This window comes from Flagellimonas eckloniae, assembly GCF_001413955.1.
In the GTDB taxonomy this organism is placed as follows: Bacteria; Bacteroidota; Bacteroidia; order Flavobacteriales; family Flavobacteriaceae; genus Flagellimonas; species Flagellimonas eckloniae.
Window position 1 is genome coordinate 4,013,809 of the sequence record NZ_LCTZ01000002.1, and the last position, 21,883, is coordinate 4,035,691.

At 37.3% G+C, this 21,883-nt stretch carries 24 protein-coding genes and 1 tRNA gene; 17 read left to right on the forward strand and 8 right to left on the reverse strand.

Going from position 1 to position 21,883, the window contains the following annotated elements:
- Window positions 1-221 precede the first annotated feature (221 nt).
- From AAY42_RS17275 to AAY42_RS17310, 8 genes are all read left to right on the forward strand, one after another.
- Entirely contained in the window at window positions 222-1,472 is a 1,251-nt protein-coding gene (locus AAY42_RS17275; RefSeq protein WP_055397465.1) for a tyrosine-type recombinase/integrase, read from the forward strand.
- Window positions 1,472-2,143 (forward strand): hypothetical protein, encoded by a 672-nt coding sequence (locus AAY42_RS17280; protein ID WP_055397467.1) that lies wholly within the window; start codon window positions 1,472-1,474, stop codon window positions 2,141-2,143. Before AAY42_RS17275 ends, AAY42_RS17280 begins: the two co-directional genes overlap by 1 nt.
- 67 nt (window positions 2,144-2,210) lie before the next feature.
- Window positions 2,211-2,537: a helix-turn-helix domain-containing protein gene (locus AAY42_RS17285; protein WP_055397469.1), complete on the forward strand. Its 327-nt coding sequence runs from the start codon at window positions 2,211-2,213 to the stop codon at window positions 2,535-2,537.
- 425 nt (window positions 2,538-2,962) lie between these two features.
- Complete coding sequence (locus tag AAY42_RS17290) at window positions 2,963-3,247, forward strand: hypothetical protein (protein WP_055397471.1); 285 nt, start codon at window positions 2,963-2,965, stop codon at window positions 3,245-3,247.
- Window positions 3,237-3,584: a hypothetical protein gene (locus tag AAY42_RS17295; protein WP_055397473.1), complete on the forward strand. Its 348-nt coding sequence runs from the start codon at window positions 3,237-3,239 to the stop codon at window positions 3,582-3,584. The genes AAY42_RS17290 and AAY42_RS17295 overlap by 11 nt, the downstream gene beginning before the upstream one ends.
- On the forward strand, window positions 3,577-3,891 hold the full coding sequence (locus AAY42_RS17300; RefSeq protein ID WP_055397475.1) for a hypothetical protein: 315 nt from the start codon (window positions 3,577-3,579) through the stop codon (window positions 3,889-3,891). The genes AAY42_RS17295 and AAY42_RS17300 overlap by 8 nt, the downstream gene beginning before the upstream one ends.
- Before the next feature lie 16 nt (window positions 3,892-3,907).
- Entirely contained in the window at window positions 3,908-4,213 is a 306-nt protein-coding gene (locus AAY42_RS17305; RefSeq protein ID WP_055397477.1) for a hypothetical protein, read from the forward strand.
- The gene (locus tag AAY42_RS17310) at window positions 4,210-4,818 is read left to right on the forward strand and encodes a hypothetical protein (protein ID WP_055397479.1); all 609 of its coding nucleotides are present in this window, start codon (window positions 4,210-4,212) and stop codon (window positions 4,816-4,818) included. The genes AAY42_RS17305 and AAY42_RS17310 overlap by 4 nt, the downstream gene beginning before the upstream one ends.
- Window positions 4,819-5,541: 723 nt before the next feature.
- On the opposite strand, the gene AAY42_RS17315 is transcribed toward AAY42_RS17310, so the two are convergent.
- The 3 genes from AAY42_RS17315 to AAY42_RS17325 all read right to left on the reverse strand — a co-directional run bounded on the left by AAY42_RS17315 (window position 5,542) and on the right by AAY42_RS17325 (window position 7,364).
- The gene (locus tag AAY42_RS17315) at window positions 5,542-6,537 is read right to left on the reverse strand and encodes a hypothetical protein (RefSeq protein ID WP_055397481.1); all 996 of its coding nucleotides are present in this window, start codon (window positions 6,535-6,537) and stop codon (window positions 5,542-5,544) included.
- 268 nt (window positions 6,538-6,805) lie between these two features.
- Complete coding sequence (locus AAY42_RS17320) at window positions 6,806-7,201, reverse strand: hypothetical protein (protein ID WP_139063766.1); 396 nt, start codon at window positions 7,199-7,201, stop codon at window positions 6,806-6,808.
- An 89-nt stretch (window positions 7,202-7,290) separates the two neighbouring features.
- Window positions 7,291-7,364 (reverse strand) — tRNA-Arg (locus tag AAY42_RS17325).
- A gap of 63 nt (window positions 7,365-7,427) precedes the next feature.
- On the opposite strand from AAY42_RS17325, the gene AAY42_RS17330 reads away from it, so the two are divergent.
- Window positions 7,428-7,940: an adenine phosphoribosyltransferase gene (locus tag AAY42_RS17330; protein WP_055397485.1), complete on the forward strand. Its 513-nt coding sequence runs from the start codon at window positions 7,428-7,430 to the stop codon at window positions 7,938-7,940.
- On the opposite strand, the gene AAY42_RS17335 is transcribed toward AAY42_RS17330, so the two are convergent.
- Both AAY42_RS17335 and AAY42_RS17340 read right to left on the reverse strand, forming a co-directional pair.
- On the reverse strand, window positions 7,934-8,080 hold the full coding sequence (locus AAY42_RS17335; protein ID WP_055397487.1) for a hypothetical protein: 147 nt from the start codon (window positions 8,078-8,080) through the stop codon (window positions 7,934-7,936). The two genes, AAY42_RS17330 and AAY42_RS17335, sit on opposite strands and share 7 nt — an antisense overlap.
- 96 nt (window positions 8,081-8,176) lie before the next feature.
- On the reverse strand, window positions 8,177-9,955 hold the full coding sequence (locus AAY42_RS17340) for a DUF885 domain-containing protein (RefSeq protein WP_055397489.1): 1,779 nt from the start codon (window positions 9,953-9,955) through the stop codon (window positions 8,177-8,179).
- A gap of 295 nt (window positions 9,956-10,250) precedes the next feature.
- Between AAY42_RS17340 and AAY42_RS17345 the strand changes: the two genes are divergently transcribed.
- A complete protein-coding gene (locus AAY42_RS17345) occupies window positions 10,251-11,552 on the forward strand; it encodes a prenyltransferase/squalene oxidase repeat-containing protein (protein WP_055397491.1) in 1,302 nt (433 codons plus the stop codon).
- Between the two features lie 524 nt (window positions 11,553-12,076).
- On the opposite strand, the gene AAY42_RS17350 is transcribed toward AAY42_RS17345, so the two are convergent.
- Together AAY42_RS17350 and AAY42_RS17355 are read right to left on the reverse strand one after the other, a co-directional pair.
- Window positions 12,077-13,531: a M56 family metallopeptidase gene (locus tag AAY42_RS17350; RefSeq protein WP_055397493.1), complete on the reverse strand. Its 1,455-nt coding sequence runs from the start codon at window positions 13,529-13,531 to the stop codon at window positions 12,077-12,079.
- A complete protein-coding gene (locus tag AAY42_RS17355) occupies window positions 13,532-13,891 on the reverse strand; it encodes a BlaI/MecI/CopY family transcriptional regulator (protein ID WP_055397496.1) in 360 nt (119 codons plus the stop codon).
- A gap of 149 nt (window positions 13,892-14,040) precedes the next feature.
- On the opposite strand from AAY42_RS17355, the gene AAY42_RS17360 reads away from it, so the two are divergent.
- Window positions 14,041-14,979, forward strand: a complete 939-nt coding sequence (locus tag AAY42_RS17360; protein WP_055397498.1) for a calcium/sodium antiporter — start codon at window positions 14,041-14,043, stop codon at window positions 14,977-14,979.
- Between the two features lie 52 nt (window positions 14,980-15,031).
- Here the strand turns inward: AAY42_RS17360 and AAY42_RS17365 are convergent, their stop codons facing one another.
- On the reverse strand, window positions 15,032-16,042 hold the full coding sequence (locus AAY42_RS17365) for a glutamine synthetase beta-grasp domain-containing protein (RefSeq protein WP_055397499.1): 1,011 nt from the start codon (window positions 16,040-16,042) through the stop codon (window positions 15,032-15,034).
- A gap of 211 nt (window positions 16,043-16,253) precedes the next feature.
- On the opposite strand from AAY42_RS17365, the gene AAY42_RS17370 reads away from it, so the two are divergent.
- The 6 genes from AAY42_RS17370 (at window position 16,254) to AAY42_RS17395 (ending at window position 21,865) form a co-directional block, all read left to right on the forward strand.
- Window positions 16,254-18,440, forward strand: a complete 2,187-nt coding sequence (locus AAY42_RS17370) for a glutamine synthetase III family protein (protein ID WP_055397501.1) — start codon at window positions 16,254-16,256, stop codon at window positions 18,438-18,440.
- A 99-nt stretch (window positions 18,441-18,539) separates the two neighbouring features.
- Window positions 18,540-19,715, forward strand: coding sequence for an AIR synthase related protein (locus AAY42_RS17375; RefSeq protein ID WP_055397503.1), 1,176 nt, complete (start codon window positions 18,540-18,542; stop codon window positions 19,713-19,715).
- 46 nt (window positions 19,716-19,761) lie between these two features.
- Window positions 19,762-20,202 carry a QcrA and Rieske domain-containing protein gene (locus AAY42_RS17380; protein WP_055397505.1) on the forward strand — a complete coding sequence of 147 codons (441 nt, stop codon included), beginning with the start codon at window positions 19,762-19,764 and terminating at the stop codon, window positions 20,200-20,202.
- Between the two features lie 18 nt (window positions 20,203-20,220).
- The gene (locus AAY42_RS17385) at window positions 20,221-20,655 is read left to right on the forward strand and encodes a thioredoxin family protein (RefSeq protein ID WP_055397508.1); all 435 of its coding nucleotides are present in this window, start codon (window positions 20,221-20,223) and stop codon (window positions 20,653-20,655) included.
- Window positions 20,652-21,647, forward strand: a complete 996-nt coding sequence (locus tag AAY42_RS17390; protein WP_055397510.1) for an FAD:protein FMN transferase — start codon at window positions 20,652-20,654, stop codon at window positions 21,645-21,647. The genes AAY42_RS17385 and AAY42_RS17390 overlap by 4 nt, the downstream gene beginning before the upstream one ends.
- Before the next feature lie 8 nt (window positions 21,648-21,655).
- Complete coding sequence (locus tag AAY42_RS17395; protein WP_055397512.1) at window positions 21,656-21,865, forward strand: DUF4266 domain-containing protein; 210 nt, start codon at window positions 21,656-21,658, stop codon at window positions 21,863-21,865.
- Window positions 21,866-21,883: the final 18 nt, after the last annotated feature.

The window sequence follows — 21,883 nt, forward strand, 5'->3', positions numbered from 1 at the left end:
TTTTTATTTGTTTGGAGTTTCCTCCCAGTGACCTCGACAGGATTCAAACCTGTAACCTTCTGAGCCGTAATCAAAATATAACGTTATTCTTCTTTTGGTTGAATTGTAGTGAAACCTTGTAAAACCCTATCATCAAAAGTTTTTGAGTTAATATCTTTTGGTATCTTTTTATATATTTTGTGGGCAAATCTGGGTAAATTGTGGGCAAATGTCAAATCACAATGGATTATAAGATTTCAATTGTCCTGGATAAGCGCAGACAACTTAACAATTACAAATACCCAATCAAGGTTCGGATTTATTCAAACCTATTAAAGAAGGCGAAAAGGATTGGCACCAATCTTACCATGACTGAAAACCAATTTATCAATGCATGGGGTGTTTCTCCTGACAAAGTAAAGAGTGAGTATAAAGCCAGCTATAGAATCCTTAGCGAGCTTTATAAACGAGCGGAAGCTGCTGCGGACTCCTTGGACTACTTCGACTTTGATAAGTTCAAGACAAAGCTTCTAAGGAAGGCATCCGATAAAACCAATGCTGCGTACCATTTTAACAAAACAATCAAGGAATTTGAATCTAAGGGTAGGATTGGAGCTGCATCTAGTTATAGATCTTCAATGATATCATTGCTCAAGTATGACAAAGAAAAGAATAGTGGTTCCGGTGATTCATTATCGTTTCATCAAATAACTCCTACATGGTTGGAGGATTATGAGTCTTATATGATTGATGATATGGGTAGAAGTATAACCACAGTTGCCATCTATACCAGAACACTAAGAGTAATTTTTAATAATGCTATCCGTGCTAACGATTTAGAACCCAAGTACTATCCATTTGGTAAAGGTAAGTTCGAAATACCTGAAGAAAAAACCGTAAAAAAAACACTGACCGGAAAACAAATAAAAGAGTTCTATCAGGCAAAATTGAATCCTTTAGAAGAAAAGGCAAGGGATTATTGGTTTTTCAGCTATGTTAGTCAGGGAATGAACTTTAAGGATATTGCAATTCTGAAGTTTGAGAATATTCAAGATAGTAAGCTTGTCTATTACCGAGCAAAGACTAAAACAAAAAGAAGAACCAATATTAAGAAAATAGAAGTTCCGTTAAATCGGGAATCTCAAAGGATTTTAGAGTGCTATGGTACCAACTATCGAGAAGATGGATATGTCTTCCCGATTCTTCAAGATAATGATACTCCAGAAGCTATTTTTCGGAAGGTCAACAACTTTATCCGGGCCACCAATCAACAGCTTAAGCGTATAGCTAAAAAGCTTGATTTTCCGAGCGGTTTTAGCACTTATTGGGCTAGACACTCGTTTGCAACTAATATGGTTAACAATGGGGCTAGTATTGAGTTTGTAAGTGAGGCTTTGAATCATAGTGATATATCCGTTACCCAAAACTATTTAGATGGGTTTGAAGATGAAACTAAAAAGGATTTAATGGACAAACTATTAAACTTTGATTGATGGATTCAACACGATTTAGTCACCTTCAGTTCATTGGATTAACCGCTAAAAATGCCGAAGACTATTATAAGCGGAAGTATAGGGAATGGGCAATACAAGTAGCAGATCGTATTTATCAAAATGGGGAGTTATTAAACCCTAAAAGGACAAAGCTTTTTAAAGAAGTTGGGGGTGCTTTGTTTATGGGGCCAGCCCAAGTTGAATTGAAAAGCGATAATGTTGAGGTAAAGGAATTGGACTTTATTGAAATCGAAATCAGCCGAGTACAATCTGTCAAAGTTTCAAAAAAGTATAGTGTAAGGAAATTAAAGTATGAACAGTTTTTAGAACAAAAAAGGAATCAACTATCTCAAATTTTCGACTTGCCAGCTATCGAAATTGCTTTGATTTGCTCCATTGAACAAATTAGAGTTCACAAAGCTGTACCGCAAAATGAAGAAAAGAATTCTGAAGCTATCAGAGTGAGTAGCAAGTTTGGAAACATTGCACTTTCAACTCTTTATAGAGAATACCGTAATGTTTACCCAGAAGAACGTATTTATACCAAGTCTTTAATGAGGGTGCATACCCCCGAGATATTAAAAACCCATTTAGAAAACGTCTTGGAATATCTAAGTGAACAAGGCAAGAAAAGAGCATCCCAATATTTATCAGATTTGAAGGTTCTTTAGAAAGGTTACAAAAAGTTACTCCATAACCACTCCAAGACATACACATATTTGCTAAAAAATAGTAGATATGGATACTCCCACACTTGAACAAACACCAAAAATGTTACAGAGCCTAATCAATAGATTTGAAGGCTTTGAAAACAAACTATCCAAATTTATTGCTCCAAATCATAAGCCTATTGAAATCCCAATAGGAATTGCTGAAGCTTCAAAGTTTTTAGGCCGTTCCAATCAAACTATTTACAAAGATGTCCAATCTGGCAATATTCCCTATTACAAGAAAGGCGGGAAGCTCTATTTCCTGAAATCAGAATTGTTGGAGTGGGTGAAGTCTGGGAAGATGAAAACCAGCCTGGATTTATCCAATGACTTGGATAACGCATTAAGTAGATAAGAATAAAAAACCCTCCAACGGCCTGATTCGCCAGCGAGGGTTTTTAATAACGGTAACTGCATGATAAAGTTAGTAATAAATCATATAGGGTAGATACTCTCAATTGGCATTATTGCCATGCAGGGAGTGATCTTTGACAGTGGTAACACTTCCCTAAGACATAAAAACAAAAAACAGAACGAAGCTATTCCAAATAGAAATGAGGCGAGAAGCAATTTTCTTGGAGTAGGGTAGATAAGAAAGGGTTAATCCGAGCAATGTCCAACCCCCGACAACTCGGTCTAAAGCGCAAAATACCTCTACGGAGTTTAAATAAAACCCACTTAATGGCGATTAGGTTCTTTTCTGCATTCCTTGGTTTCCTAGTATAAGTATTATGCGTAGGAAAGGGGGGTATGAGTACAAGCAAATAGAAAACCAAAACAATGAAAAAAACAGAAAGTAAAAGACCGCTGACCGAAGCACTTTTGAAGTTGATAAAGAGCAAAGGCCAATTGAAGATAGATGCTTCAGATGTTGTTAAGATTCATGATGATGGCAGCGTAACCATTAAAATGGGCAATGACGAAATTTTAGCAATGCGTCTTTTGGAATTTACAAACAGTAAAGACCCTAAACAGGCAAAGGAAGCTGCTGAATTGGTTGCTTCCTATGTTCTGACCTATCCAAATAGAAAAGTTAAAGTAACATCAAGTAACAATGCCATTTGATAGTAAAACCGCTTCAGAAGCAGGGGCAAAATCTTCAAGGAAAGGAAGCCCAAATAAGACCACGGCATCAATACGTAGTAGAATTCAAAAGCTGGTTGATGCTGAATATGAAGCTGTATTGAGCGACTTAAAAGAGCTCTCTCCCAAGGACCGGGTGAATGCCTTCATTTCGATGTTGGAGTTTGTATTGCCCAAGCTGAATAGGAGCGAGATAGAGGACGTTTCGTTTGATGTACAAGATTTTCTTAGCCTGAGCAAAGAAGAGAGGTTACAACGGATTGCAGCCCTCGAAAAGAAGCAGATGAACAAAGAACTTAAAAAGTACTGCAATGGATGATGAACAAAAACTTGAATTGATGAAAAGCTTGGTAGATGCACCGGAGCGTCCTGGGTACTTGCCAACGCCAAGCGTGTATGCGGATGACCCCTATGTTGAGGTGCCAATCCAGGTCACAAAGTATGTGGAAGCATTGGAGGGCAAGATTGAACTGGAAGCCGATGGACGTATGAGAATTGATCACTACCTGAACCTATTGAAACAATACAGTCTGGACCATCTGATGATATCAAAACCAACAGTATTCCAGACCTATTCAGAGGAACAAATTGAGGCAGTCCAAGACGGTATAAACGATAGTCATTAATAATTAAATCAAAACAATGAAAGCAACTAAAAAGCATGCCGCTAGGCGATTATGGAAACCGAGGGCCGAACAAACGTTTCAGGATATCCTTGGACAAGAATTGGTGTTCCCGGACTTGATAGCCGGGGAAGATCCCGCTGTGGGCGATACTGTCTATTTGGACGGCCAATTTGCAACAGGCACTTTCCTCATGCCAGGGGCCGAAACCATTATAGCAGAGGATGGGGAGGTAATCGAGGTGTTGGAGCCTACCGAAGAAACAGTTGGTTACGCCAAAAGAGTTATGAACAAAAGAAAGAACAACAAAAAACGAAAATTATGAGCGCATCAGCAGAACTCAAACGTGAAATTTTGTGGGTAAACCATGATGGTATTGAAAAGACTTTAAGCCAATATAGTGCATGGGCAGAACAAGCGAAATATGCTTTGGATCAAGCACAAAAGCTGCTCCCAGAACCTCTAAGTATTGAAGAAAGGGAGTTATTGCTTCATCAAGGTTGGAGCGCATTAGAAGGGCTTATTCGCACCGCTTACGGATTTCCAAAGGCAACGGTTGAATTTGTACTTTCAAGTCAAGGGCTGGATGGTAGTGTTGCAAAAGCGGCTTTTGACCTGGTACCTGGACGGCATTCGGCAGTTGGATTCGCTATCATCGATGGGGATGTACAAGTAAGTCCTGAAACGGTTAAAAAAGTAAAAGACCGTAACCATCACTATGTGAAGAATGATATGCAATCCAATGCCCTCAATATGGCAAAGGACTTGTGCAAAACCCTGAACGCTGGTTTCGAGAACGGAGTTATCAACATGGACGACCGAACTCGTTTGGTAAATGCGTTTTCAAAGTATTTAGAACTCACATCCGCAAGGAAGGAAGACCAGGTATTCGTTCCGGCGGTCAAGAGGATTGCTCAATTAAGAGCATAGTTAGGTTTACTTTTTAGATTTTTTGGTTTGGTGCCGTTCCCATTTATTTGGGAGCGGTTTCTTTAGTTTTACAACATGAAATTTCCACAAGAAAAATTTGACGGCTATTTCTTTAGTTGCTAAACCTACTTTACTGTTCCTGAATGGCACTTTTAATATACTTAATGAATTTCTTGGGTTGATTGAACTATAAATTTCATTAGGTCTTCATTTCATTTTCTATTAATTTACATGTCCTCTAATTTCTACATGTATTACAACAATTGCATAAGTCGAGAGAAGGAATACCTTCAGAAATGGACTGAAGTTGATACCATATTAGGAAAAATTCCAGATGATTTGAAATTGACATATTTCGCTGTTAGTGCGTTTAGCCATCCACTTGCGAACAATCATCCAGGAGGTCCCTAATACCCTTGTAGCCAATAGGTCAGAGATAATAGATCCACTTCACTCTGAAGGGATTGGAATAGATTACAAGAAAAAAACAAAAAAGGAAATTATGGTCTTTTATGTGGAAATTTGAATGTAATATATTTTCTTATAATCAAAAGGGCGATAATAACAAAAACAGGATATCTCAGTGGAATCGAATTTGCAATTAACATATGATTAACCACTCCTATTTGGCCTAAAGTAAATTCCATTAGAATTAGTAACACGGAAAATACAATTGCGAAAGACCCTGTAACCGACATTATATTAAGTAGCCTATTCACATCATTAATCCTTATCTAGTTCTTTGAGAACATCTATTAGTTCCGTTGGTTCTTTTATTTTCAGAGACTTCATATGTTTTTTCAACAACTTCTTTTTCGTCTGAATCTTACTGTTGGACTTTAAAAATTGACGTATTCTTTCAATAATGCCATCAGTTTGCACGTTTAAATTTACTTCCTCACTAATCTTTAAATCAAAATTTCCCCCGGCTAGACAAACAAAAATTATTCCTACAATTAAAATGCCAGAAATAGCATTTCCAGCCAATTCGATAAACCCAGGTGATTGTATTGCTAATTTTACGTCAAAGTCATTTGAATCTAAATCAAGCTCTTCTTCTTTGCAAAATTCATCAAAAACATCTAAAATTAGCCCTCCCATTTCAAACACACTTCTAGCCTTAACATCTTCTTCGGATTCTACGTTAAGAACCATGTGAGCTTCATCTTCTTTGATAAAGAATGAGTTGATGATTTTATCAATGTAGGAATCATAAATATTCGCAGTGGTTATAGTATGATGTGAAAACATTAGTTTATATAGATTGGGATCAAGGGTATCCCTAGGGACGGTCTTTAGATATCTAATTTTTTTACGTTTGATATATGGACAATCGTAACTATCATTCAAATCATTGTAAGCGGCAGTTTGTGTAACTTCAACGAATGCAATTTCTTCGGAGTTTTCACTTGGAATTAGAACGATGTCATTTTTTTTAACTTCATATGCAAACCTCAATAGCTGTTTAGCAGTGTGTCCAGGTCTTTTCTCCTCGTCTTTATATTTATCCATAATGTTGAACTTCAAAATATTAACACCAGTATCATCTTTTGTGTTACCTTTTTGAATGTCCTTTAGGGAAATTTTGTTATAGCCAATCGCAATAAAGCCGCCCCTTAAAAAGGAGTCATAATATTTGCCACCATCTGCTCTAACTAACCAATAATTTCGATCATCTTTAACCTTAGGTAGTTTGTTTAGTATTTCCTCAATTGTCATATAATATTTTTGGTTTGGTTAGACGAAAAATATAAAACTTTATCTGTAAACAATGGATTTTAAAAAATAAAAGAAAGTATTTGATTAGATAAAAATAAAAACCATCGTTTGACTATGGTTTTTGTTGTTAAAGAATTATATAAATTGCTTTTTATTTCTAAAACTAATGACAAATTATCAATAATCTTAGATTTGTTCTCTAAAACTGAACTCAATAAAGAATGGTTATTAAGCCCGTATTACTTTCGAACATGTTTCCATTATCAATTTAACTAAGGATTGCAATTAAAATCACTACAACAATTCCTATAACTGAAGCAATGGCTCCGACTTTAGTCCAGTTTATTGAACTTTTGGCACTTTTAATACCTTGACCATAGTTGCCAAAATTGTCACCCATATGTAAATTTCCTGAATTAACAATATTGGTTTGCCCAGCATGACTTATTACTGAGTGATTGTATTCAGCGTCAGCCAAGTTTTGACCTTTTTCAGCCATTTTGTAGCGTTTGAACTTACTAGACTTTTCTAATTTAAGAAAGCCACGAATATGGGCGTATTCCAACTTTTCCAAAAGTTCAGAATCGGAATCTTTTGTAATTGTATGGTTCTTGTTTTCTGCAATATATCTGACTGCATCGTCAATCATGTGGTCCTTACTCATAAATCGAAATTTAATTATAAAATGGGCAAGAACTGGGCAAATAATAAAGGGGCGTATTAAGAAAACTCTGTTAGCCCCTTTATTTTAAGTGACCTCGACAGGATTCAAACCTGTAACCTTCTGAGCCGTAATCAGATGCGCTATTCAGTTGCGCCACGAGGCCTTTTTAATGGGGTGCAAATATATTTCTTTTTAAATTTACGACAAAACCTCATAACCAAAAATAATGGATTTTGAACGCTACATTCGTGATATACAAGACTTTCCTCAACCTGGTGTCATTTTTAAGGATATCACCCCTCTTTTAAAAGATCCTCAAGCACTTGTCCAAGCTTGTGAAACACTTTGCGGTATGGTTAAAGATTATGCTATTGACAAGGTAGTTGGTGTAGATAGCAGAGGTTTTATTTTCGCACCCTTAATTGCATCAAAACTCAATGCTGGTTTTGTTCCCGTACGTAAAAAAGGAAAATTGCCGTATAAAACAATCTCGGAGTCCTATTCCTTGGAATATGGTGAGGATACCCTGGAAATTCATACGGATGCAATACAAAAGGGCGAAAAAGTGTTAGTACATGACGACGTGTTGGCAACTGGCGGAACCGCAAATGCAGTTTGTAAACTAGTGGAAAAATTAGGGGGAGAAGTGGTGCAATGTAATTTTTTAATCCAGCTAACTTTTTTAAATGGTGCAGATAAGTTAAATGGTTATGATATAAAGGCTTTGCTCACTTATTGATCTAAAGCTTTTGTAGTTATAAAATAGCGCCAACCAATAATTGCCAACTGTAACTTGGATGCCTTGGACAAATCCAATCCTTTTTTGGAATATGAAGGAAGGATAGCCTTGTTGATCCTAGCTAAAAGCTTATAGAGCATTGTTTGGAGTATTGGTCATACAAATATAGCCAAGTTTGCAGTTTTCCAACCTTACGGACTAAAAGAAAGAAGGCGCTTTAACACCTTCTTATATTTTTAGCTATTCTCTTTGATCCAATTAGTTATTTTATCCTCTAACAATGCAAGCGGAACACATCCGGTTTCCAAAATTTGATTATGGAATTGACGAATATCGAAATTATCTCCTAAGGCATTTTTTGCTTTTTCACGTAGTTCAATAATTTTCAATTGACCAATTTTATAGGATAATGCCTGTCCAGGGTTGGCCATATAACGTTCAATTTCAGAAGTGATGCTAGCTTCGGATTCAGCCTCATTGTCCAAAGAATATTGAATGGCTTCTTCACGTGTCCATCCTTTGGAATGCAAGCCGGTATCCACAACCAAACGAACCGCTCTGTGCATTTCTGCCCCAAGCATACCAAAAAGTTGATAAGGATCTGTATAAAGACCCAATTCTGTTCCCAAGGATTCACTATAAAGTGCCCATCCTTCGCCATAACCACTATACCAAAGTGTTTTCCTGAATTTTGGAAGCACATCGCTTTCTTGCGTTAAGGATATTTGATAGTGATGCCCGGGAATAGCCTCATGTAAGAACAAGGACTCATCTGAGTACACATTGTATTTGGTAACCTCGGGAATAGGCGTGTAAAAAATACCTGGACGGGTACCATCCAATGACCCTGGATTGTATTCGGCACTAGCCGAATTTTCCCTGAATGCTTCTGTACGGCGAACTTCAAAAGGAGTTTTTGGTTTTACATCGAACAGTTTTTCTATCTGCGGTTTCATGCGGTCATGAATAGCATTGAAATTATTGATTACTTGTTGAGGGTCCGTGTACGGCATTAATTCTTTGTTGCTTCGAACAAAATCAAAGAAAGCTTTTAAATCTCCCTCAAAACCAACCTGATTTTTAATTTCTTCCATTTTAGACCGTATTCTTGCAACCTCACTTAGACCCAATTTATGAATCTCTGAAGCGGTCATATTGGTGGTGGTATATTTTTTTATTTGATGTGCATAATAAGCATCACCATTTGGTTCTCCTTGTATACCGCTAGATTCCCTACCTACATTTGAATACTCATGCTTCATGAAATCATACAGTTTTTGATACGCAGGAATTACTTTATTGCTCACCATGTTTTGATATGCTTCCGTTAAAGCAGTTTTTTCATCCTCTGTAAAACCTTCAGGCAATTTTTTTATTGGTTGATAAAAGAGGTGCTTGTCCAAATCCTTTGTAGTAAGGGATTGTAGTTGGGGTAGTACTTTTTTGATCAATGATTTTGGGAGTACATGACCTTTGGTCATTCCTTCTCTCATTTTTTCTTTAGCACTGGACATCCATTTTAGATACCCATCTACCCTTTTCATCCATTTTTCATAATCTTCAACAGTTGCAAACGGTTGTGCACTGGAACCACTGGCTAGTTGCCCCATAAATAGGTTGGTGGACCACATTTGGTCAATTGGAGTGAGATCTGCGTTAAAGTTGAACTCATTTAAGTTGATATCGCATTCCCAGTCCAAAATAGCCTTGCTCATTTGCTCACTTTCTGTAAGGTTTTCATCTGAAAATGCGGCAAGTTTATTTTTATAGCTTTCAAAGTGAGTTTTTGCTTTTTCTTCAAACTCATCTGAAAGGGCGTTTGTAAATACATCATCATAACGATGATCACCAGCCAATGTGGCGGTTATTGGATTTAGTTTTAACCCATCCTCATAATAGCTGTCCAATAAAGTGCTAAAATTGGCGCTGATGGTAGCAGATTCTTCTTTTTTGGGTTTCTCTTTGCAGGATTGAAAAACAACAAGGGCAAGAATTAAAATTGTTATTTTTTTCATCAATTTAAGTATGATTTGTTAGAAAAATGTAAAATAGGTATATCAAACAAAATATGAATGTATCAAATTGCTAAAATTTTCTAAAAAAGAGTCCAGGCAGAACGGGAACTCAACCATCAATGTATTCTTATAAAAGTTCAAGTGATTTTCAAAGAATAGTACTAAAAAAGGCCAGTATAAAAAATTTCACTCAATAAAACTTCGGGTACACTCAGTCAAAGGTCAAACAGGCTCAATAGACATTTTTTGGGTGGATTACCTTGTCTAGCTTCAACAAAAATTAAAATTTTTAAAGATGAAGACAAAACTGAAATTTATATGGGTGCCTGCGCTGACATTGGTTGGGATAGTGTTTTACGTTGCGCTAATGGCTTCTACGCCAAAAAGAACCTTACAGCCAGAGAAGGGTTGTGTATTTATGACCGTAATGGGTGAACAATCATCCGAAGGTTTTGATCGATACAAGTCTGATCAGAACCTACAACTAGCAGTACGCGATGGACTTCAATGGTTATCCAAGGCGCAATTGCCCAACGGAGGCTATGGAGCTGGTGGCCATTCGGCCCAACACGTTAGAGACCCGCATGCTGTAAAGGCTGATCCAGCTACTACGGCTATGGTAGGTATGGCATTGTTAAGGAGCGGTACAACGCTAAAAAAAGGGATTCACGCCGAAAATCTTAAAAATGCGTTGGATTATCTACTGAACACTATAGAGAATGCAAATGATGACAGTCCTTACATCACTCAGGTTAGAAATACCCAGATTCAGACAAAACTAGGCGAAAATATTGATGCTGTACTTGCGGCACAGTTTCTTTCTAATGTTCTTGACAGAAATCTATCCGGTATGGATAGAAAAAGGGTTGTTCGTTGTTTGGGTATTTGTATTGCGCATATTCAAAATGGGACGGATGCGCATGGAAAACAAAGAGGCGCAGGTTGGGCCGGTGTTTTGCAGAGCGGAATGGCCAATAGTGCCTTGGAAGCGGCCCAAGCAGCAGGAGCTTCAGTGGATGAGGTGGTTATAGAAAGGTCAAGAAAATATCAAAAAGATAATTATAATGAGGAAGACGGTTCGGTTAAAACGGATGACGGAGCTGGAATTATGTTGTATGCTGTTAGTGGTAGCGTAAGAGCCAGTGCAAAAGAGGCAAGGAAGGCTAAAGCTGACATTAACAAAGCCAAAGCAGAAGGAAAGATAGCAGCTGATGCAGAAGTAAATGCGGAAACCCTAGAAGAAATAGGATATGCACAAGGTGAGGCTCAAAAATATGGTACTGCATACAAAATATACGAATCTGCTAAGGAAACTGCCCAAAGAGATGAGGTTTTGGATGGCTTTGGGAATAATGGAGGAGAAGAGTTTTTAAGCTACCTGCAAACTGGTGAATCTTTGTTGGTTAGTAAGGATGATGATTGGAAAAAATGGTACGATGGTATGAGTGGACGTATCCTAAAGATTCAAAATAAAGATGGCAGCTGGAATGGACACCATTGCATTACAAGCCCTGTTTTTTGTACTGCTACGAGCTTACTTCTATTGACAGTGGAAGAAGACATTGCCTTTTTGCAAAAAATTGGGGAGGAAAAATGAAAAGTGGTTTTGTGACCAGTGTAACAATTCCTAATTGTATAATCAGTATTCCAAATAAAGTAATCATAGCGATTGGTTTTAAAGGTTAGACAAAAATGAACTCGATGAGCTGTATAAGCAACATCACCATAAACTTGACAATTGTAATCATTGTGTTGATTGTTTTTAAGGGTTGATAAAACTGTTGAGAACCGGTTACGTTTTTTAATATAAAATGAGAATTATCATGTTTCCAAATTTTTGGAGCAAAATCAATACAATTGCATACAAGAGTGTAGGTTAAAAAATGAAATAGAATTTAGAATTTATGTGACTTCCTTTAATAATATTTAAAAATGAAATATAAAATTCAATTTTAAGTAATAAAATGTAATAATTGAAGGGGTGTTTTTAACCTAATTTTGAAAACCAAGGGGCTTTTCGTTTAAAAAACTACCGTTTTTAGCGATTTCATTATTTTTCAAAATAAAAAACCGACTCCTAAGAAGAGTCGGTTTTTTAATTAAAATACATATCTATTTGGACTATTTTTTCTTTTTGGTTACAATTTCAACTACTCCATTTTTTGCTTTTTCACCATATTTTTCAATAGCCTTTTCGCCTTTCAGAACACTCATGGTTTCAATTTGGTCAGCATCTAGTTTTTCAAATTGTTTTTTTGAGAATTCCTTTTCATCAATTATATAGAGGGGGTCTTCATCTCCATCATGATGTGTAAAGAAAAAACCATTACCTTTTTTACTCTTTTTCACCTTGATTTTTTTGGAATGTGTTTCATCGTCATAAACATATATTGAATTTGGGCTGTGTCTAAATGAAGTTTTATTGCCTTGTCCAATTGCTATTTCATTGGTGGTAAGGTCGACAATAACATACATGGGTTTAATTGCTGAATTGGAATTGGAGCTATTTAAAGTGGCCGAGTTTTTTGGACCTTCAACACTAATGGAGAAAGAAGTGATTTCGTCTTTGTCATTTCTCTGAAGCGTGTATGAAAAGTCGATTTTATCTTCCGCCAGATCTGACTTTATTTTGACAAGCTCATCATCAGAAGTATCCTTGTCGATAATAAGTTCGATTTTGGTATTTTCAGATGTAGGGCCGTCCGCATTTTCAAATGTATAAACCGTTTTTGTATTGAACCCAACAAGAAAAAGAGCCAATAAGGGTAAAATAACCAAACTTTTTAGGGTTTTGCGTTTTTTTGAGGGAGTCTGATTGATCATAACTATTCTTTTTTTGATTAATGAATTAAAAAATGGATTTACTATGGATAAATTCTGTTTGGATATACTTTGTGACAACAGAATATACTGGTATTGCTTCCTATTCTTTTTTAAGGAACTATTTTTGGTATCTGCCAAAAACTCTAGATTTTGCTTCAGAGCATTTTTGTAAAGCCAAGCAAAAGGGTTGAACCATTGGAATACTGAAATGAGCTCCACGCAAAGTATATCGACCGTATGTTTTTGAGTCGCATGCACCAACTCATGCGCAAGTATGGATTCCAATTCTTTTTCAGAATGTTTTTTTTGGTTATAGATTACATACTTAAAAAAGGAGAAAGGTTGAACATCCATGGAGCTTTCAACATAAGTCACATTTTCCGTGATTTTCTTTTTGCCCAACTTTATAAAGGTAAGTACTGACCGAATTTGTACTATAAAGCGAGCTAAGAATATGGCAACACCTAAAAGATAGGTTACAATTAAAAAGTTTCGCAAAGTAGAAAAGGATTGGCTATCTACAATGACATCATTTCCCATGGTTGAATTTGTCCCAGCCATCATTTCGGCAGACAGGGTAATTGTAGTGGTGAGATGTATGAATGGAAGGATTGCTGAGGTAACCAATCCAATGACCAAAAACCATCTGTTGGCAGTAAACAAGGTTTCTTTTCTTAAAAATAAGTAGTAACAGCCAAGGAAAAGGGTTAATACTCCCGCAGATTTTAACAGATAAATTAAAAAAGCTTCCATCTAACCCTTGTTTTCAATGAGGTTTATAATCTCTTTTAGTTCCTCAACCGATATTTTTTCCTCCTTCGCAAAAAAGGACACCAAACTTTTATATGAATTATCATAATAGTCGGCGATGGTTGAATTGATGAATAACTTTCTATAAGCCTCTTTTGTGACTATCGGAAAGTATCTATGGGTATTGCCAAAAGCTTCGTGCCCAGCATACCCCTTTTCTTCCAAGTTTCTCACGATGGTGGAAAGCGTGTTGTAATGTGGTTTTCCACCTTCTATTTCCTTTAAAATCTCCTTTACAAAAGCTTTTTCTAGCTTCCAGAGAATTTTCATCACATCTTCTTCCTTGTTGGTTAATTTTTGCATTGTATTTTTTTATAATTCAAACATATTACTATATTTTTAGTTAAACAACTATTTTTATAGTTATTTAACTATTTATTTAGTTTTTATTTTTTTGAATTACTCCCTCACAACAACGAATCTTCATTTATATTTACGGCAAATTCTAGTTCTTGGGAAACCTTCTTTTTATCATCATAGGTCTTGTACTTCTTATTTTAGGAGGAAATTGGTTGTTGAAAGCGGCGGTCGCTCTATCACTTCGTCTTGCAATTCCAAAAATTGTTATTGGTATGACCGTGGTTTCTTTTGCTACATCAGCGCCTGAGCTCATTGTCAGTATTAAAGCTGCACTTGATGGGTTTCCTGATTTAGCATTGGGAAATGTTGTAGGCTCAAATATTGCCAATCTAGGATTAGTATTGGCCATCACTGTTATACTGGGAAGTATTGATGTTCGCAAAAGCTTTTATACCACGGATTGGCCTGTGATGATGGTAGCATCCTTACTTTTTGTTGGGTTTATATATTTTGATGGCGTTCTTCAACAGTATGAAGGTATTATCATGGTCGTCTTTTTGTTTTTGTTCCTGATTTACCTACTCAGATTTCAGAAAACCGCTGTAGTGGATGAAATGCCTGAAGATGATATCCCTCTTCCTTTATATATGATTGTTTTGTTTTTGGGCATTGGTGGCACTGCCCTTTGGGGAGGTTCTGAACTATTGATCAATGGTGCAGTGGGAATGGCTTCAACATTTGGCGTAAGCGATAGAATAATTGGTATTACCATTGTTTCTGTCGGCACTAGTATTCCTGAGTTGGCCGCATCCATAATTGCGATCATAAAAAAGGAAAAGGCCATCTCACTTGGAAATTTGATTGGCTCCAATATCTTTAACCTTTTGGCTGTTTTGGGAATTACATCAATAATTACTCCTATCACTGTAATGGACCAAGGCTTGCTTTCCAATGATATTTTCTGGATGTTGGGAATTTCTTTTTTAATACTTCCCTTGGTTTTCTTTCCAAAAGGATTACGATTGGGGTGGCGGGATGGTATAATATTGCTACTATTCTATGTTACATTTATCTATCTGACCATAAAATAAAAGCCACCCTAAAAGGATGGCTCAATATTATATAACAACAATATATAATTTACTATACGTTTGCAGATTTCACGGTCTTTATGATTCGTGCTGCAATTTTGTATGGATCTCCATTAGAAGCTGGTCTTCTATCTTCCAACCATCCTTTCCATCCTTTTTCAACCGTCATAATTGGAATACGGATTGAAGCTCCTCTATCCGATACACCATAGCTAAAATCGTGTATGGAAGCGGTTTCGTGCAATCCTGTCAAACGCTGATCATTGAACTCACCATAAACGGCAATATGTTCAGCAGCTACAGGTCTAAACGCTTCGCAAATCTTTTCGTAAGTTTCTTTGGAACCACATGTTCTTAGGGTTGTATTGGAAAAGTTAGCGTGCATACCGGAACCATTCCAGTCACCTTTGATTGGCTTTGGGTGAAGTTCAATGTAGTATCCATAACTCTCGGTAAGTCTATTCAATAAATATCTGGCAACCCAAATTTCATCTCCTGCTTTCTGTGCACCTTTTGCAAACAATTGAAACTCCCATTGTCCTGCAGCTACCTCTTGGTTGATTCCCTCAAAGTTAAGTCCTGCATCGATACATTGGTTTGCGTGCTCTTCGACCAAATCCCTGCCCCAAGTATTTCTTCCGCCAACAGAGCAGTAGTATAGCCCTTGTGGACCGGGGTATCCACCAATGGGGAAACCTAAGGGAAGTTGGGTCTCTGTATCCATGATAAAGTACTCTTGCTCAAAACCAAACCAAAAATCATTGTCCTCATCATCAATGGTGGCCCTTGAGTTTGATATATGAGGTGTGCCATCTGCATTCAAAACCTCAGTCATAACCAAAAACCCATCTCTTCGCACAGGATCTGGATAAATGGCAACTGGCTTCAAAAGACAATCTGAAGAACCTCCTTCTGCTTGTTGTGTTGAACTTCCATCAAAAGACCACATTGGACAATCTTCCAATTTTCCACTAAAATCTTCTTCAACTTTAGTTTTACTTCTCAAGTTTGCGGTTGGTTCATATCCGTCCAACCAGATGTACTCTAACTTAGATTTACTCATAATTCCGGTAGTTATTTGTTCTCAAATTTACGATTAACAAAAATATGTTTTTCATTCAATAATCTCTATTTTAACGGGTTAAAATCACAAACTACTGCCCATTATTTATATTACCCCTGTTTTGGATAGGGTTCAATGAAAAAAAAGTAAAATTTTGGAGATATATTATTAAATTGTTAATTGTAGCTTTGTATTTTAAACAATATGTAGTATGCCACGAACAAGATTTGATGCATTGGTAGAAAGTCGCAAAAGAAATTATCAGAATGTTGAAGAAACTGGCAAACGTTCTGAGCTTTTTGGTAAAAATGTGTTCAATGAAGAAAAAATGCTTCAATTTTTGACTAGGGAAGCATTTGATAAGGTGAAATCTGCCATTTTTCAAGGAAGTAAAATTGACAGAAAAATTGCAGATCAAGTTGCTGAGGGTATGAAGGCATGGGCTCTATCAATGGGTGCCACACATTACACACATTGGTTTCAGCCATTAACAGGCTCAACAGCAGAAAAACATGATGCGTTTTTCGACATACTTCCAGATGGAAGGGCAATGGAAAAATTTGAAGGAGGGCAATTGGTTCAACAAGAACCTGATGCATCCAGTTTTCCAAGTGGTGGAATCCGAAATACATTTGAGGCTCGTGGTTACACTGCATGGGACCCAACTTCTCCTGCATTTATTTATAAGACAACACTTTGTATTCCAACCATTTTCGTTGCCTATACTGGTGAGGCATTGGACAACAAGGCTCCCTTGCTTAGAGCATTGCACGCTGTAGACCAAGCTGCAACTGCGGTAACCCAATTTTTTGACAAGAACGTTCGTAAAGTATATGCTACTTTGGGATGGGAACAAGAATATTTTTTGGTTGACAAAGCGTTGGCGCATTCTAGATTGGATATTTTAATGACGGGAAGAACCTTGGTTGGGAATGCAGCTGCAAAAGGACAGCAATTGGACGACCATTATTTTGGAGTGATTCCAAACAGGGCGTTAAGTTTTATGAGTGATTTGGAAAAGGAATGTACTAAGCTGGGCATACCGGTTAAAACCAGACACAATGAGGTGGCACCAAATCAGTTTGAACTTGCCCCCGTTTTTGAAGAGGCCAACCTTTCCGTAGATCATAATCTACTGCTTATGGATGTGATGGAAGTAATTGCCGATAAGCATAATTTTTCGATTCTTTTTCACGAAAAACCTTTTGCAGGAGTTAATGGCTCAGGCAAGCATAATAATTGGTCTTTGGCAACAGATACAGGTGTTAATCTGTTAAGTCCTGGCACTACGCCAATGAAGAACCTCCAATTTCTGACCTTTTTTATCAATACCATTAAAGCAGTGGATACTTATGAGGAACTGTTGCGGTCCTCCATAGCTTCTGCAAGTAACGACCATCGTTTAGGTGCAAATGAAGCACCTCCTTCTATTATTTCCATTTTTATTGGAGAACAATTAAGTAATGTTTTGGATGAATTGGAGGGTGTTTCCAAAGGAAAGTTGTCTCCACAGGAAAAAACGGAACTAAAACTCAATGTGGTTGGTAAAATTCCAGAAATTTTATTGGACAATACAGATAGAAACAGAACCTCACCCTTTGCGTTTACGGGAAATAAATTTGAAATAAGGGGAGTAGGGGCAAAGACGAACTGTGCCAAACCGATGACTATTTTAAATACCATTGTTGCCAAGCAACTAACGGAATTTAAAAAAGAAGTGGATGTATTGGTGGATAAAAAGAATTTGAAAAAGGACGAAGCAGTTTTCAATGTACTCCGGGAATATATCAAAACCTCAAAAAGGATTCGTTTTGACGGGGACGGTTATGGTATGGAATGGCAGGAAGAAGCCAGAAGACGAAAACTGAGCAACAATAAGAATACGCCAGAAGCTGTCCAAGTTCTTACATCAAAAGAGTGTATTGCGCTTTTCAAAGAGATGTCAGTTATGAGTGAGGTGGAGCTTAGTGCACACCAAGAAGTAGAGCTTGAAACCTATATTTTTCATGTTCAGATTGAAGGTAGGGTATTGGGAGAAATGGTCTATAATCATATAATTCCTGCTGCGATATGTTATCAAAACATTCTTTTGGAAAATATTAAAGGGTTAAAAGATGTTTATGGAGCGGCCCATAAGAAGGTTGCGGAGAGTCAACTGAACATTTTGGAGCAAATAGGGGAACATATTGTTGAAATCAAAAAATTGACGGATGATATGACTGCGGCTAGAAGACGTGCAAACGGGCTATCAACAATCAATAAAAAGGCCCAGGCCTATTGCAATACCATAAAGCCTTATTTTGAATCCATTCGCGAACAGTCCGATAAGCTTGAAAAGTTAATTTCAGACGATTTATGGCCTTTTACCAAATACAGGGAACTATTGTTTGCTAAGTAATTATTGCCAATGGGTATGTTACTTTCTTTCGCTCAAAAGAATAGAAATCATTCTATCATTAATTGATGGCTTTCTGTTATTTTTGCCCAAACCAAATTTATGTCTTCAGACACAAGTAAAAGATATGCCCAGCGAGGTGTTTCAGCATCAAAAGAAGATGTCCACAATGCCATTAAGAACATTGATAAAGGGCTTTTCCCTAAAGCTTTTTGTAAAATAGTTCCTGACTACCTTACTGGAGATGAAGATTATTGTTTGGTAATGCATGCGGATGGGGCAGGAACAAAATCCTCTTTGGCATATATGTATTGGAAAGAAACCGGAGATGTTTCGGTTTGGAAAGGGATAGCCCAAGATGCACTTATTATGAACATAGATGATCTAATCTGTGTTGGAGCTACAGATAACATAATGCTTTCGTCTACCATTGGACGAAACAAAAACTTGATTCCTGGAGAAGTTATTTCTGCCATTATCAATGGAACAGAGGAATTGATTTCTGATTTACAAAAACACGGTATAACCATCCATTCAACGGGAGGGGAAACCGCAGATGTTGGTGATTTGGTCCGTACCATTATTGTGGACTCAACCGTAACCGCTAGAATTGAAAGAACTAAAGTGGTCGATAATGCCAATATTAAAGGGGGAGATGTAATAGTAGGGTTGGCTTCTTTTGGTCAGGCCACCTATGAAACTGAGTATAATGGAGGTATGGGAAGTAACGGACTTACTTCGGCAAGACATGATGTTTTTGCCAAGTATTTGGCCAAAAAATACCCAGAAAGCTATGATGCAGCAGTGCCCGATGACCTTGTGTATTCAGGGAACACAAAATTAACGGATGCTACCGATTCACCATTGGATGCTGGAAAATTGGTGCTGTCGCCCACTAGAACTTATGCCCCGATCATTAAAAAAGTATTGGAAAAATATTCCGCAAAACAAGTCCATGGAATGGTACATTGTAGTGGGGGAGCGCAGACAAAAATTCTTCACTTTGTAGAGGGTCTTCATGTCATAAAAGATAACCTGTTTCCTGTTCCACCATTGTTCAAGTTGATTCAGGAACAGTCAGGTACAGATTGGAAGGAAATGTACCAGGTTTTTAATTGCGGTCAAAGGATGGAATTATATGTTGATGGGCAGGTAGCGGATGATATCATATCCATTTCAAAAAGTTTCAACGTAGATGCCCAAATTATTGGTAGGGTAGAAAACGCGGAAGGTAAGAAATTGACTATCGAAAGTGAATACGGCAAGTTTGAATACTAGCATACGATTCAATCCAAATTAACGTTCTCTCTATAAACCCCGCGCTATGGAAAGAAAAGAATTTTTAAAGAGTTTAGGAGCAGGTGCAGCCTTTGCACTAACATTCCCATGTGTTCATGGTTGTTCCAAGGATGATGTTACAGGTACTATTGTTGAAGAACCTACTGGAGTTGACTTTACCATAGACCTTACATCGGCAGAAGCGAATAATCTATCCACCAACGGTGGGTTTATTTTGCAAAATCTAGTTGTCATAGCCAAAAACCTTCAAGGTGAGTTTGTTGCTGCAAGTCAGGTATGTAGCCATGAATCTTATGACCAAGTTCGTTTTGTAAATCAAGATGGGGGAATATTTTATTGCGATGTCCACGGATCACGTTTTGATCAGGATGGCATCCCATTAAATCAAGTTGATAGCAATCCTGCAAAAGCAATAAAAGTTTATAATACAGAGCTGGACGGAACAACCCTTCGCATTTTCGAATAATTTTTAAACCTTAAGTTTATGAAATCACTATTTCCTATAGTGTTTTGTTTTGTTATAGGTAGTCTAAACGCACAATGGAAAGATAATTTTGCGGATGCGGTTAAGGTGGCCAATGAAGAGAACAAGCCTATTGTTTTGGTGTTTTCAGGTTCAGATTGGTGTGCACCCTGTATTAGATTCAAAAAGAAAATTTTGGAATCGGAGGAGTTTAAAAACTATGCCAAGGCCAACTATGTAATCTACAATGCTGACTTTCCTAGAAAGAAGAAAAACCAGCTTCCTCTGGATAAACTAAACGCAAACAAAACCCTTGCAGAAAAATATAATTCCACAGGGTATTTCCCTTTGGTGGTTATACTGGATAAGAAAGAATCCGTTTTGGGAAAGACTGGATTTAACACTAAAACTTCACCTGGGGAATATATCTCATTAGTTAATGATTTTATCCAATGAGAGCCTTCCTTGTACTTTTTTGCAGCTTTTTTTTACTGTTTTCCTGGGGACAGGAGAACAAAGGTGTTGCTGTAAAAAGAATAATGAAATTGATGGGGACCCGGTTCGAGATAACTGTAATTGCTCCCAATGAGGACATTGGCTATATAAATATTGATGAGGCCGTATCGGAAATAGAGCGGATAGAGAAGATAATTTCTTCGTGGGATACATCATCAGAAACGGCATTGGTCAACAAGAATGCTGGGATAAAACCCGTGAGGGTAAGTCAGGAACTGTTTGGATTAATAGAACGTTCAAAAAGGATTTCAGAAATTACATCCGGAGCTTTTGATATTTCCTATGCCTCAATGGACAAAATCTGGAAGTTTGATGGCACCATGAAGGGCAAACCTTCCGAATTTGAGGTAGAACGTTCTGTCGCCAAAATCGGCTACAAGAAAATTATTTTGGATTCAGAAGAACAAACCGTTTATCTCTCACAATCTGGAATGCGTATTGGTTTTGGTGCCATTGGAAAAGGATATGCCGCTGATAAGGCCAAGGAACTTCTGATATCCAAACAGGTTAAAGGAGGTATTATAAATGCTTCAGGAGATTTAACCACTTGGGGAACAAAAGTGACAGGGGAAAGTTGGTTGATTGGCATCGCAAACCCGTTGAGTAAAGATAAGGTGTTCAGCTGGTTACCTGTTGTGGAATCTTCGGTTGCCACATCCGGAAACTATGAAAAGTATATTATGCTCAATGATGAAAAGTACTCCCATATCATAGACCCAAGAACGGGTTATCCTACCATCGGGGTCAATAGTGTTTCGGTATTTGCAAAAAATGCGGAACTATGTGATGCCTTGGCTACGGCTATATTTATTATGGGAAAAGATAGTGGAATCCATATGGTCAATCAAATTGATGGTGTAGAGGTAGTGGTGGTGGATTCAGATAACAAAATCCATAAAAGCACCGGAATCCAATTCGATAAAAATCAGTAAATTTAAATATGTTGAAACCTCTTTTTTTCTTGGCTTTATTGATTTTTTCAAGCTCCTGTGTTGCTGTACGTGAATATGATAAAGCCTATATCAACGATATTGAAATGCAATTGGGGGCAAGGGCATCTGAACGTTTTGAAACGAATTTTCAAATTTATAGAGAAGCTTCAGCAGGTGCCAATGGAGGAAAAACAGGTGGTGGCTGTGGCTGCAATTAAAAATTAAGACTTCAAATC